Here is a 12,504-nt window from a genome sequence, read left to right as displayed (position 1 = left end):
GAGTCCTACGGAACAGGGCCGGCGAAGGAGGTGAAGAAGGGCGGCCGCTTGAGGCCCGCGCCACAGTCGGGCGTCAGGCCCTCCACGCTGCCGCGCGTGAGCACCTCCGCCATCAACGTGCGCGCGCAGTCCGCGCCCACCGTGTTGTGTCCCAACCCCGGCACCACCACGTGCAGGCTGTGCGTGAGCGTCCGCTTCGCCTCCTCGCCCCAGGGCGGCGGCGTCACGGGGTCCAGCTCGCCGGACAGCAGCAGCGTGGGGATGTCCGACTTCACGGGCTCGCGGAAGCTCGCGGGCACGTTCGCTTGCGGCCACTTCGCGCACCCGCGCTTCACGTCCAGCGCCATGCGTGAACCGAACCAGGTGCCCTTCGCTTCACGCTCGGCGTCCTCCTCCGTGAAGAAGGGCGCGTCCTCCGCGCACACCACCGCCAGGAACATGCCGCGGCTGGTGGTGCGCGCCACCTCGTCGGTGAGCCCCAGCGACAGCGCGACGAAGGGCGTCCAGTCGTCCTTCGCGGCGCGGTCCAGCATCAGCGGCACCAGCGACGCGACGTCCGGGCTGTAGAGCAGCGAGAACAGCTCCGACAGGAAGACGCGCCGGGTGAGCGTGAAGTCCTCCGGCACGCCCGTGCGCGGATGCGACAGGTGCACCTTCGCGGGGGCGGCCTCCAGCTTCGCGAGCAGCGCTTCCGTGCGGGCGCGCAGGTCCGGATACGCCTTCGCGCAGACGCCGTCCTTCGCGCACGCGTCCATGAGCAGGTCCAGGGCGCGCTGGCCATCGCGCGCGGCGTACAGCGGCAGGTACTGCCCCATGGGGGCCACGCCATCCAGGATGGCGGTGCGCACGCGGTCCGGGTGCTGGCGCATGTACACCAGCGCCGCGCGCGTCCCGTAGGAGATGCCCCACAGGTTCACCTGCCGGTAGCCCAGCGCCGCGCGCACGTCGTCCAGGTCGTCCATGGCGATGGACGTGGTGTAGAGCCGCTCGTCCGCGTCCCAGCCCTTGCGGCACTGGGGAATCACGTCCGCGTCCTCGCGGTCCTCGAAGCGCTCCGCCAGCGACGTGCGCGAGGGATTCAACGCCTCGCAGTCCAGCGGGTGCGAGTCCCCCGTGCCGCGCTGGTCCACGAACACGATGTCGCGCTGACGCCGGATGCGATCCAGCGCGGGAAGGATGCGCGTGCGGGACGCCGCCTGGCCGGGGCCGCCCGCGAGGAAGAACAACGGGTCCTCCTTCGGCTGCGACGCGAGCGCGGGCACCACCACCACGCGCAGGGAGATTTTGCGCCCCTTCGCCGCGGCCCGGTCCTCGAAGACCTCCAGCGTGCCGCAGAGCGTCTGCGCGGCCACTCCGTCCAGCCGGCACGGCTTCAGGTCCATCCGCCGCGCGGGGGCGGCCTCGGCGTTGGAGGACCGGGAGCAGCCCGTGAGCGACAGCGCGGCCAGCACCGCCAGCGCGGCGAGGGGGTGAGACAAGATGCCACCTGTCACGGCGGGCCAACCTCCAGCACGGGGGAGTCCCCTGGCGCATACCATTGGAGTGCCGAAGGTGCACCCGTCGAGGCCCCGACACGCGCGGCGATTGAATCCGCGCGAACGCGGTGCGTCCTCTGCTACGCCCATGCCCATGAAGAAACGCGCGTTCCTGGTCCTCTTCGCCCTGTCGCTCACCACGCTCTCCGGCTGCGCAGCGCTGCAGAGCCTGCTCAACGGTGCCTTCAAGAAGCCCACGCTGAAGTTCAAGACAGCCCGGCTGGCGAACGCCTCCCTGTCCGACGCCACGGTGGATCTGGTGTACGAGTTGGACAACCCCAACAGCCTGGGCCTGAAGCTGGCGTCGGTGGACTACGCCTTCTTCGTGGAGGGCAAGCAGCTGGTGGCCGGCAAGCCGAAGGAGGGCTTGAACCTCAAGTCCAACGGCAAGAGCCAGATTGTCTTCCCCGCCAACGTGAAGTTCGCGGACATCGCGCCGGTGGTGACCACGTTCCTGGACAAGGACGTGGCGGCCTTCAAGGCGCAGGGTTCGCTGGGCATCCAGACGCCGCTGGGCGTGCTGAAGTTCCCCCTGGAGAAGGAGGGCACGTTCCCCGTCCCCAAGATTCCCCAGGTGCAGTTCCAGGCGCCGCGCATCACCAACGTCACGCTGAGCGGGGCCACGGTGGAGTTCCCCCTGGCCATCACCAACCGCAACGCCTTCCCCCTGCCGGTGGCGGGCATCACCGGTGCGCTCAAGGTGGCGGGCGCCAACGTGGGCAACCTCTCCACGGGCAACCTGGGCATGCTGGACGGAAGTGGGACGAAGCAGGTGACCCTGCCACTCACCATCAACTTCGCGAGCGCCGCTTCCGCGGCCATGGCGCTGCGCTCGGGTGGTAACGCGCAGGTGAGCCTGACGGGCAACCTGACGTCGGACGCGCAGTCCGTGCCCCTGAACCTGAGTCAGCTCGTGAATTTCACGAAGTAAACAGCAGGGCGTGCAGGGAGGCAGGCGGTGCGTGGGACACCGGGGATGTTGTCCCCGGGCAGGGGAGCCGTTACGGTTGCGCCGCTTCCCGAGGGCCCCCCATGCGCCGCATCCTCTTCAAGTCCAAGATCCACCGCGCGACGGTGACCCAGGCCGACCTCGACTACGAGGGTTCGGTGACCATCGACCGAGATTTGCTGAAGGCGGCGGACATCCTCCCCTTCGAGAAGGTCGCGGTGTGGAACGTCACGCGCGGCACCCGGCTGGAGACGTACGCCCTGGAGGGCGAGTCCGGCAGCGGTGTCATCTGCATCAACGGCGCGGCCGCGCACCTGAACCAGCCGGGCGACCTGGTCATCCTGGCCACCTTCGCGGAGGTCGAGGAGGCGGAGGCCGCCCACTGGAAGCCCACGGTCGTCTTCGTGGACGGAAAGAACCGGGCGGTTCCCGGCGTCACCGAGGAAATCCCCGGGCCCGCGCGCCGTATCGCGTAGAGACGCCCACGGGTCCTTCCGGCACCTTTTGCCGCACCTGGCCCTGTCTGCCATGCTTCCCGCCCTTTCCTTGTTGGCGCGGAGGCGCGGCGACGCGCGTCCCGGAGGCGATGACGCGATGAAGTGGACGTGGGCGGGCCTGACGGTCCTGGTGGCGGTGACGGGGTGCAAGCAGGTGGGCTCGTATCAGCGCGACCCCAACCAGGAGGACGCGTTCATCTCCAACGTGCCGGTCATCCGGGCGCCCGCGCAGGACCGCTGCGCGGCGTTGGGGAAGTCCTCCGTGCGCAGCGGCTGTGACGACGCCCTCTACCTGGCCCAGGAGTACACCCGGCGCCTGTCGGTGGGGGACGAGGTGTGCCTGGAGGGCGGCTTCGGCGAGGAGCCGGGCGCGGCGTGCAAGGCGCGCGCGGCGGTCATCGACACGGGGCCCAACCGGGTGAAGCTGGAGGTGCGCTCGGCGCGTCCGGATTCGCGGTGGTTCAAGTCGGAGATGCGACACGGCTGGTACGAAGAAGGCGCGTTGGTGGACCTGTACCTGGCCGAGCGGGGTTACTAGAGACGACCGGCCGCGTGCATCGCGGCCAAGGAGGAGGACATGGCCTTCTACGACGGCGTGACAGAGCGGCTGGGCTTCATGAAGAAGCTGACCCCCGCGGAGCTGAAGAAGCTGGGGTCGCTGCGCCTGTCGGACCTCATCCAGGGGGAGATCGGCCGGGCGCGCGTGCGCGTGGCGGCGCTGGAGAAGCGCTACCCGTCCGCGACGACCAAGGAGCTGGCGCAGCGGCTGGTGGACGAGAAGAAGAGCCTCGCGAGCATGGTCGGCGGAGTGAGCGGCGTGTTCGGGCTCATCTCGCTGCCGGCGGACCTGACGTTCATGGCCTACCTGCAGCTCGTCCTGCTCACGGACGTGGCCACGCTCTACAAGGCGAACCTCAAGACGGACCGGGCGCGCGGGGAGATGTTGGACCTGTTCGGCTACGCCAACGGGCTGGGGCCGCTGCACCGCTCCGGACCGAAGGTGCTGGGGAAGCTGGCGGCGCTGCTGCTCGCGAAGGGCGGCATGACGACGCTGGGCCGCGCGATGCCGCTCGTCGCCGCGCCCATCACCGCGTACCTCAACAACCAGCACATCCAGATGGTGGGTGAGCAGGCCGTGCGCTTCTACGAGGGCTTCGACAAGGCGCATGCCAAGGCGCGCACCGCCAGGCGCAAGGCGGCGAGCGGGGAGTGACTGTCGGGTAATCCCACGTGTTAGGCTTGCATTCACAAGGCCTGACACGTTTGGGGGCAGCCAGTGAAGACTTGTGCCGAGTCGGCTCGAGAATCCATCGGGCTCGTCATGATTACAGAGGGGCCTCTTAGTGGAGCCCGCTCGCATGCAATGGCAATGTTGCTGGCACCAGAGTTGGCCCTCAACTCCGAGCACGCCATTCCCAGCGACGTGCCTCGCGTTCTCAAGTCGCAGCAGGCATTCATCCCCGCGCCGACAAGCGCTTCATCAACACTTACCGGCTATTGCACGCGTCCCTCTTCACGAGCGAACGGACAGTGCTCATTAGGGGCCTCGAGCGCTCTGGGGCGCGCCATTACGCTCAGCTCCTGCTGGCAATACCCATCGGCAACCTAGCAGAAGCCACGCGGGTACGTGCGTTACCAGTGGGACTTAAGCCTTCAGGTTCATGGTAGAGTTTCATCTAGAAACACGCTCATGACGGTGCAGGACACGGCACGCCACAGGAGCGTTGAGCTGAGCTGGCATCTAAGACGAGAGATGACTCTTCCCAAGCATCAAAAACCTAAGCACCGCAAGAACATCACCACAAATGGCAAAAAAAGAATACTCATGGGAACTCGGTTCCAAGCCCCCTATCATCCACACCCACAGCCTAGCGAAACACGAGATTCTTAGAGCATACCTAACCAGGTATCTAGAAGTAGTCGTGTGCAACCCCAAGATGGATCGCCTTCGACTCACACTTGTCGATGGCTTTGCTGGCGGAGGGCTCTATCAGCATGAACTAACCAAGCAAACCGTCCCAGGATCTCCCCTCATCTTCTTGGAGGCCACCCTAGAGGCCGAACACAACATCAACAAAAACAGGAAGAAGCAGTTCCTTCTCGATGCCGACTATTTCTTCGTCGAAAAAGAACAGTCATCACTCGACTTCCTAAAATACACCCTCGAAGAGCGGGGCTTCAAAAACCAACTGAGCTCAAAAATCCAGCTCGTAAATGGTGAGTTTGCAGAGAAGTCCGACTCAATCATCAACTCTATCCGACAAAAAAGCAGAAAAGGCAGATCCATATTCCTGCTCGACCAATATGGATACAAAGACGTCCCATTTCCATTGATATTCAAGATCTTTTCCAGCCTTCAAAAGGCGGAGGTCATCTTGACTTTCGCTGTTGACTCATTAATTGACTACCTCTCCACCTCCGACACCTCGCGTCAAATCCTCAAGAGACTAGGACTACTGGAGACGCTCTCTGATGGCTTGATAAACTCAACCAAAGGAGCCGGAGATCGCAGAACCATCATCCAATCTCTTCTCTCGCCGGAAATCCACAAGGCAAGCGGAGCTAAATACTACACCCCGTTTTTCATCTCATCCCGAGAGAGCAACAAAGACTACTGGCTTGTGCATCTATCAATGCACGCTCAAGCAAGAGATGAGATGACCAAGCTCCACTGGGCACTTCAAAACCATTTCAGACACAACGGCGGAGCCGGCCTAAACATGCTTGGGTACGATCCACACAAGGACCGCAGCATAACAAACCAAGCACGCTTCGAAGACTTTAACTTCGACAATCAGGCACGAGAACTAAGCATCAAAGCTCTTCAAAGAGATCTTCCTGCGCTGATGCGCGGGCATCCAAGCGGAATAGACTTCCAAACACTACTAGACCGCACGTGCAACACCACACCCGCTAGCAGCGACATCTATCGGGAAGCAATGAGTGAATTCATCGAAACAAAGGAGCTAATCATTCAAAGTCCATCTGGCGTACAGCGAAGGAAAGGCGAAAGCATCGACACGAAGGACATTATTCAGCTTCCTCCACAAAGAACCTTCTTTTTCGGAAAAAAATAAAAACCACAATTCCCCTATCTATGTTTCATTATTTTCCAGTTCACCCCACTTCGTCCAACAAGTAGGCTCCGGGGTTTCGGGCTTACGCATCGCAACGCCCCATCTTGCGGAAATGGCAATACTGAACTAAATTTCAGCATCCCTAAAAACTAGCCTCAGGAGTATTTCCGTGTCGCAGCAGAGCGAAATTGAATGGACTGACGCAACTTGGAATCCAGTGCGGGGGTGCACTAAGATTTCGCCTGGTTGTAAACATTGCTACGCGCAAACGTTCGCTGAGCGTTTTCGTGGCGTGCCAGGGCATCCTTATGAGCAGGGTTTCGACATACGCCTTGTTCCTGAAAAATTGACAGAACCACTCAAGTGGAGTTCGTCGAAGTTCATATTCGTCAACTCCATGAGCGATCTTTTCCATGAGGCAATACCCGACGACTATATCGTAGCAGTTGCGCAAGTGATGAACGTGGCGCCTTGGCACACATTCCAAGTGCTCACCAAAAGAGCTCAGCGCATGAAGGAACTCCTAAAAACAAAGCTATCATTTGTATCAAAAAATGAACATATCTGGTGGGGGGTCAGCGTAGAGGATCGGCGTTTCGGGTTGCCCAGGATTGCTCATTTAAAAGATGCGCCGGCGAAAACACGATTCCTATCAATTGAGCCTCTTCTTGAAGATCTCGGTTCAGTCTCAATTGATGGAATCCACTGGGTCATTGTCGGGGGCGAAAGCGGCCCAGGTGCACGTCCTCTTAAACGCGCATGGGTTGTCTCTCTTCGGAGACAATGCCGAGAGGCCGGCATTCCATTCTTCTTCAAGCAATGGGGCGGCGTACAAAAAAGTCGGTTTGGCCGAGAACTAGATGGGCGCACGTACGACGGGATGCCAATTCGGAATAACACTCCGATTCCAGACCGAGAGCAAAGACTAAGCCTAATCGCATCCACAGAACGAGCGACCACAGAGTCGACCTTCACGCTCCGAAGACCATCAAAGCAGCCCGCGCCAGTTTTGGACATAGCGCAATCAGCCACCACTTAATTTACAGCCTCTAACAAATGTCAGGGTAGAGGCGACGCAGGAGCATGACGCAGCAGCCGAGGACGAGGAAACCGAAGTGGACGTCGTCCCTGACTCGGAGCCGGCGCAGTTGGTTCTTCCGGGCTAGCGTGCGCTCCACGACCCAGCGGTAGCGGCCAAGCCGCTCTTTGGACTCCACCTCCGGACGCGCGATGCGGGCGACGATGCCGCGCAGGCGGAGCCCACTCCGGTTCTTCCTGGAGGCGTAGGCTTTGTCGGCATGCAGCTTTGTGGGTCGCAGTCTTCGCTGGCCCGAAGGCATCCTTACCGCGGGCACGGAGTCGACGAGAGGGAAGAGTTCGTGCGTGTCGTGGACATTGGCGGCCGTCACGGATTCGGTGAGCGGCAGGCCCTGGGCGTCTACGAGAAGATGATGCTTGCTACCCGCCTTCGCTTTATCCGTCGGGCTTGGGCCCGTGAGGGTCCCCTTTTTGACGCCCAGATGGACGAGGAGTCGATGGAGGCACGGGAGAAGTCCACCTTGCCTCGCAGTCCCAACTCATCCAGCAGCCGCTCTTGAAGCTTTTCCCACACGCCCGCGCGGGTCCATTCCTCCAGCCTGCGCCAGGCTGTCATGCCCGACAGGCCGAACTGCTTGCGAGGCAGCATCGCCCAAGGGGTAACCGTCCGGCCAATGACGTGCCGTGAGGGATTGCCGGGGGCGCGGTTCGCGGCGGACGCTTCCGGGCATGTCGAAGCAGGTGGAGAAGCCGGAGTGGGCGCGGATTGCGGAAGCGTTCGAGGCCAGCGGGCAGACGCAGCGGGAGTTCGCGTTGGCGCGGGGCGTGCGGCTGAGCACGTTGCAGTCGTGGGTGTACCGGGCACGACGAGCCGCGCCGTCGCGAGCGGAAGCCGTGCGGCTGTTGCCGGTGCAGGTGGCGCCGCCGCCGGTGGCGACGGAGTGCCTGCTGGAGGTGGTGGCGGCGAGCGGAGCGCGGGTGCGGTTCGCCGTGGGGACCGACGTGGCGTACGTGGCCCGGCTCGTCGCCGCGCTGGGACGGTGAGCGGGTGTTCGCGCTTCCGGCGTCGGTGCGCGTGGTGCTGGCGGTGGAGCCGGTGGACATGCGCAAGTCGATAGACGGCCTCATGGCCTTGGTGCGCGGCGCGTGGGGCGAGGACGTCTACTCGGGGCACCTCTTCGCCTTCGTCTCCAGGCGGGGCGACCGCATCAAGGTGCTGACGTGGAGTCGGGGCGGCTTCGTGCTGCTGTACAAGCGGCTGGAGGCGGGCCGCTTCCGGCTGCCACCGGTGGACGCGGGCGCGCAGGCGGTGACGCTGGACGCCACGCAGTTGGCGATGCTGCTGGATGGCATCGACGTGGCCCAGGTGAGGCGCCAGCCCGCCTGGACGCCTCCCGGGCGCACTGGCACCTGACGCGCCCGGCCCGGGACGCCGCGCGGCGGTGGCGTGTTGAGGCCTGGTGCCCCGAGAGCTGCCTCAGGACCACTTCTGCCCCTGGCGCGAGGAGGCGGAGGAACTCAAGGAGCGCCTGACATCGCTGGAGGCGAAGATGGCGACGCTGGAGCGCCACGTCTTCGGCCGCAGGGCGGAGAAGCTGCCCCCGGTGGCGACGGAGCTGCGCAAGGACGCGGATTCGACGGCGGCCCGGGCCGAGGCGGCGAAGAAGAAGCGCCAGGAGAGAGCCACCCGGAAAGCCGAGGAGGCTCCGGCGCGAGAGATTCGCCACGCGGTGCCCCCCGACGAGCGCCACTGCCCGGCTTGCGGCAGCGAGGACTTGAAGCCCCTGGGCCAGGGCCGCACCTCGGTGGTGTACGAGCACGTGCCCGCCCGCTTCGAGAAGCAGGTGCACGTGCAGGAGGTGCTGGCGTGCGTGTGCGGCCGGGGCATCGTCACCGCCCCGCCTCCAGCCCGGGTGGTGGACAGGGGCGAGTACGGCCCCGGCTTCCTGGCCCACGTGGTGACGTCGAAGTGCGCGGATGCCATGCCGCTGCACCGACTCGCCCAGCGGGTGGAGAGAAGCGGCGTGCCCATGAGTCGCAGCACCCTGACGGACCTCTTCCACAAGTCCGCCTCCGTCCTACTGCCTCTGTCCTCCCACCTGCTTCAAGTCATTGCCGCCGCAGAGGTGGTGTGGGCCGACGAGACCCCGCTGCGCGTGCTGGACGTGAAGAAGACAAGGCTGGGTTACCTCTGGACCTTCCTCACCCAGAATGAGGCGGGCCAGTGGCTCATCGGCTACCGCTTCAGCATGGGGCGGGCCAGCAAGACGCCGAAGGAAGTCCTGGGCGGCACCCGGGGCGCCCTCGTGGTGGATGCGTACACGGGCTACAACGCGGTGACGCTGCCGGAGGGGAGAATCCGCGTCGGGTGTTGGGCACACGTGCGCCGCCGCTTCTTCGACGCGCTTTCCACCGCGCCCGAATCCCGCGAGGCGATGGACCTCATCCTCGAGCTCTACCGCGTGGAGGCCCAGGCGAGAGGCGCGGACGTGGTGCGCACCGCCGCGCACCGCGAACTGCGCCAACTCAGCAGCACCCCCGTCCTCAAGCGACTTCGTGCCTGGCTCGATGCGCAGGCGCCGCGCCACCCGCCCAAGAGTCCGCTGGGCCAGGCCATTTCCTACACGCTCAAGCAGTGGGATGCGCTGAGCCGCTTCGTCTCGGATGAGCGTCTGCCCTTGGACAACAACCGCTCGGAATCGGCGCTGCGCAAGGCAGCCCTGGGGCGTAAAAACTTTCTCTTCGTCGGCCACGAGGCCGCGGGTGAAAACCTCGCGGGCCTCTACGCCCTGGTGGCCACCTGCGAGGCCAACGGCGTCAATCCCGAGGAGTACCTGGCCGACGTGCTGCTGCGCGTCCAGACGCACCCGAACGCCCGCATCGGAGAGCTGCTGCCGCACGAGTGGAAGCGCCTTCGCGCCGCCGATTCGTCCTGAGCCCCCTGCTCAGGTCCGCCCCGTCAGCCCGCTCTCGCACAGGCTCGCGACCATCGCCGAGCACGGTCCCCGTCCCTCTGCAATAGGCTCGGTCACGTCGCTCGCCGGACGGATACCCCAAGGGATGCGGCTTCGCAGCACGAAGACGATGGCTTCCAGCGCCGCTCGGTCATCCGTCCGAGGGCGGCCCAGTTGCTTCTTCGGCCGAGGCAGTGGCAGCAGCGGCGCCATGCGCTGCTAGAAGGCGTCTGGAACGAGTTCACCAACCATGTCCCTCAAGTTGGGGATGCCCCTTGCTAACGACCAGCCCGGCCCTGACTTTCGTTAGGTACTGTAAGATGGGGTAACACGCGATGTACACGGGATACCAAGATGACTTGCTCCAGAGGCGCCGCATCGCCTGATACGCATACGCAGCGCCGACTCTTTGCCGCATCGGCCGGCTACTGCCAAAACCCAGGATGCGCCAAGGAGCTTTTCGTTGACGCGGCGGGCGAGTCCATCCACATCGCAGAGATGGCTCACGTGTTTGCGGCCAACGATGGTGGGCCTCGGGCTAAACCGGATCTCAGCAAGGAGGAGCGCGGAGCCTTTGAGAACCTGGTCATGCTCTGCGCGAACTGCCATACGATGGTGGACAAGGCGCCGGGCGCCTTCCCGGACATAATGATGCTGGGCTGGAAGCGCGAGCACGCGAACAAGCTCCAAGGGCTCTTTGGCGCCGTGAAGTTTGGCGACCGCGCCGTTGCGCGCCAGGTCGTAGAACCGCTGCTGACGGAGAACCATGCGATCTTCAACCAGTACGGTCCTCACATCGAAGCTGCCCGTAACCCGGAGAGCGGTGCCGCTGAACGGTGGAGACGCAAGATGCTGACGCGCATCCTCCCCAACAGCAGGCGAATGCTCGCGGTCCTCGACGCCAATCGCTATCTACTTCGCGGGGATGAGAAGGCGACGCTGGAGCAGTTCCGGCAACACATTGACGACCTGGAAGCCTTCCATATCGAAGGAAATAGAGAAGACGCATCTCGCTTCCCCGGTGAGTTGTCCAAGATTCTGGAGGACTGACGAATGAGCGGCAACGTGACCGATTGGGCAGCTGACAAGCTCACGACCAAGGAGAACATCAAGAGTGTCAATCGCACGCCTGAGAACTTCTTGGTTGTCAGGTCGAAAGACGGCTACACGTTCCTGGTTGCAGTCCTGGGCGTGCAGAATGTGATTGAACTGCCGGATGTGGAGCCCCTCTTCGCCGGCGCTACCAAGCCGCAGTTTGTGATGAACGTTCCTTCCAAAACCTTGTGGAGCGGCGCAGCCATCCGCTTTATCCATGCGGCGTCTGCCGCGTTCGGAACGCTGGGCGATATCTCTCGGGCTGCCGCTACAAAGGACGCCGGTTCCTATCGAGACAAGAACATGGGCTTTTTCATCAACGCGATGAAACAGCACTCGAACGTGTCCCGTGTCTCGTATGTCTACGAGACAGCATTCAACATCGATCGCAAGATCGGCAAAAGCCTCATCGTTGCGGTTATCAATGCGTACAACATGGGCGCCGAGGACGTGCGCAACGCCAAGGATCGATTCGGCCACTTTGATGTCGTCGTCAAGTCATCGAACTACGGCTCAATCACCCCCCAGGCGGAAGCGGCTGCTAACTCGATGGGTGCTCAGGCGTTGACGTTCAGCGAGTTGATGGGGCGGCTGGCAAAGTGATTCGCCAGCGCGTCGTTGCTAGCCTTCGCGAGCTTGCTGTCTCGCTTGGACCGGAGGCCGAAGGGACTGAGTGGCATCTTTTCGGCTCAGTTGACCGAGACGAGCCTAATGCAGCGGACATCGACTTGATGATCCTCTGCAAAAGCGCCGACCAAGCCGACACACTTCGACGAGCCATCGACCCTGATGCTCTAGCACTGCCGCTTCATCTGGCGCTGATGACCTTTGACGAGGCAGCTGAGGTGGACGCCGTCGGCGTGCAGCACAGCCGCGCTATCTTCCCGTGAGTTGCCACAACTGGCTGGCTCGACATCCACGCTGCTTACTCTTACATCTGTAGTTCGTAAGGGATCGCAGTCCTTCTCCTGTTGAAGAACCAGGAGAATATCGAATGGCATCGCAATGGCAGCCGTGTCCTACGAGCCGACCTGCGACTCCTCGTGTTTCCCAGCCATGCAGGACCGCGCCGCTAAACGGCGAGGCGTGATTCCCGATCGGCCCGGAGGGTAGGCAGGCGCTGGACGGGTGGGGAAGCGGCAGGAACCCGCTCCGTTCGGCCTTGTGTGCGCAAGAACCAGAAGGAGAAGCGAGCCCTGCCACAGGGGGAACAGCTCCGCCTACGCCGTCGTGACCGCAGGCGCCTGATTCGCTGGGGTGAGAGGACTGGCTGCCCGCTCACCCTGCGACGGTGCATGGCGGTGGCGAAGGTGGCCAGTGGCCAGTCGCGAGCGCAGGCATCGCGAGAGTTGCTGTGCG

14 protein-coding genes and 1 pseudogene are annotated in these 12,504 nt (G+C 63.4%); 12 read left to right on the top strand and 3 right to left on the bottom strand.

Features of this window, described 5'->3' with window-relative positions; all coding sequences use genetic code 11:
* Nucleotides 1-5: 5 nt before the first annotated feature.
* The gene (locus D7V77_RS23260) at nucleotides 6-1,538 is read right to left on the bottom strand and encodes an alpha/beta hydrolase (RefSeq protein ID WP_233597181.1); all 1,533 of its coding nucleotides are present in this window, start codon (nucleotides 1,536-1,538) and stop codon (nucleotides 6-8) included.
* Nucleotides 1,539-1,623: 85 nt separating this feature from the next.
* Here D7V77_RS23260 and D7V77_RS23255 point away from each other — a divergent pair, with 85 nt between their 5' ends.
* The 6 genes from D7V77_RS23255 (at nucleotide 1,624) to D7V77_RS23230 (ending at nucleotide 7,097) form a co-directional block, all read left to right on the top strand.
* Nucleotides 1,624-2,466 (top strand): LEA type 2 family protein, encoded by an 843-nt coding sequence (locus D7V77_RS23255; protein ID WP_120578487.1) that lies wholly within the window; start codon nucleotides 1,624-1,626, stop codon nucleotides 2,464-2,466.
* 101 nt (nucleotides 2,467-2,567) lie between these two features.
* Nucleotides 2,568-2,960 (top strand): aspartate 1-decarboxylase, encoded by a 393-nt coding sequence (gene panD, locus D7V77_RS23250; protein WP_120578486.1) that lies wholly within the window; start codon nucleotides 2,568-2,570, stop codon nucleotides 2,958-2,960.
* A 118-nt stretch (nucleotides 2,961-3,078) separates the two neighbouring features.
* Entirely contained in the window at nucleotides 3,079-3,519 is a 441-nt protein-coding gene (locus D7V77_RS23245; RefSeq protein WP_120578485.1) for a hypothetical protein, read from the top strand.
* Nucleotides 3,520-3,558: 39 nt separating this feature from the next.
* A complete protein-coding gene (locus tag D7V77_RS23240; RefSeq protein ID WP_120578484.1) occupies nucleotides 3,559-4,194 on the top strand; it encodes an EcsC family protein in 636 nt (211 codons plus the stop codon).
* A gap of 592 nt (nucleotides 4,195-4,786) precedes the next feature.
* On the top strand, nucleotides 4,787-6,058 hold the full coding sequence (locus tag D7V77_RS23235) for a three-Cys-motif partner protein TcmP (protein ID WP_120578483.1): 1,272 nt from the start codon (nucleotides 4,787-4,789) through the stop codon (nucleotides 6,056-6,058).
* A 169-nt stretch (nucleotides 6,059-6,227) separates the two neighbouring features.
* Complete coding sequence (locus D7V77_RS23230) at nucleotides 6,228-7,097, top strand: DUF5131 family protein (RefSeq protein ID WP_120578482.1); 870 nt, start codon at nucleotides 6,228-6,230, stop codon at nucleotides 7,095-7,097.
* Between the two features lie 10 nt (nucleotides 7,098-7,107).
* Here D7V77_RS23230 and D7V77_RS23225 read toward each other — a convergent pair whose 3' ends face one another.
* Nucleotides 7,108-7,578: a transposase gene (locus D7V77_RS23225; protein ID WP_120578481.1), complete on the bottom strand. Its 471-nt coding sequence runs from the start codon at nucleotides 7,576-7,578 to the stop codon at nucleotides 7,108-7,110.
* Nucleotides 7,579-7,825: 247 nt separating this feature from the next.
* Here D7V77_RS23225 and D7V77_RS23215 point away from each other — a divergent pair, with 247 nt between their 5' ends.
* The 3 genes from D7V77_RS23215 to D7V77_RS23205 are packed head-to-tail and all read left to right on the top strand — an operon-like array spanning nucleotide 7,826 to nucleotide 10,032.
* On the top strand, nucleotides 7,826-8,140 hold the full coding sequence (locus tag D7V77_RS23215; RefSeq protein WP_120578479.1) for a hypothetical protein: 315 nt from the start codon (nucleotides 7,826-7,828) through the stop codon (nucleotides 8,138-8,140).
* Between the two features lie 4 nt (nucleotides 8,141-8,144).
* A complete protein-coding gene (gene tnpB / locus D7V77_RS23210) occupies nucleotides 8,145-8,510 on the top strand; it encodes an IS66 family insertion sequence element accessory protein TnpB (protein WP_120578478.1) in 366 nt (121 codons plus the stop codon).
* 46 nt (nucleotides 8,511-8,556) lie between these two features.
* Nucleotides 8,557-10,032 (top strand): IS66 family transposase, encoded by a 1,476-nt coding sequence (locus D7V77_RS23205; protein ID WP_233597180.1) that lies wholly within the window; start codon nucleotides 8,557-8,559, stop codon nucleotides 10,030-10,032.
* 102 nt (nucleotides 10,033-10,134) lie between these two features.
* Here D7V77_RS23205 and D7V77_RS44890 read toward each other — a convergent pair.
* Nucleotides 10,135-10,263 (bottom strand): annotated as a pseudogene (locus D7V77_RS44890) (transposase); the annotation flags it as partial.
* Nucleotides 10,264-10,404: 141 nt separating this feature from the next.
* On the opposite strand from D7V77_RS44890, the gene D7V77_RS23195 reads away from it, so the two are divergent.
* From D7V77_RS23195 to D7V77_RS23185, 3 genes are read left to right on the top strand one after another with little or no spacing between them, the layout of a single operon-like run.
* On the top strand, nucleotides 10,405-11,100 hold the full coding sequence (locus D7V77_RS23195) for a hypothetical protein (protein WP_147452133.1): 696 nt from the start codon (nucleotides 10,405-10,407) through the stop codon (nucleotides 11,098-11,100).
* 3 nt (nucleotides 11,101-11,103) lie between these two features.
* The gene (locus tag D7V77_RS23190; protein WP_120578475.1) at nucleotides 11,104-11,748 is read left to right on the top strand and encodes a hypothetical protein; all 645 of its coding nucleotides are present in this window, start codon (nucleotides 11,104-11,106) and stop codon (nucleotides 11,746-11,748) included.
* On the top strand, nucleotides 11,745-12,035 hold the full coding sequence (locus D7V77_RS23185) for a hypothetical protein (RefSeq protein ID WP_120578474.1): 291 nt from the start codon (nucleotides 11,745-11,747) through the stop codon (nucleotides 12,033-12,035). The genes D7V77_RS23190 and D7V77_RS23185 overlap by 4 nt, the downstream gene beginning before the upstream one ends.
* Nucleotides 12,036-12,504: the final 469 nt, after the last annotated feature.

Origin of the sequence: Corallococcus sp. CA041A, assembly GCF_003612075.1 — a bacterium.
GTDB classification, from domain to species: Bacteria; Myxococcota; Myxococcia; order Myxococcales; family Myxococcaceae; genus Corallococcus; species Corallococcus exiguus.
Note: the sequence above shows the minus strand (reverse complement) of the source record. Positions and strands in the feature narration are given on the sequence as shown.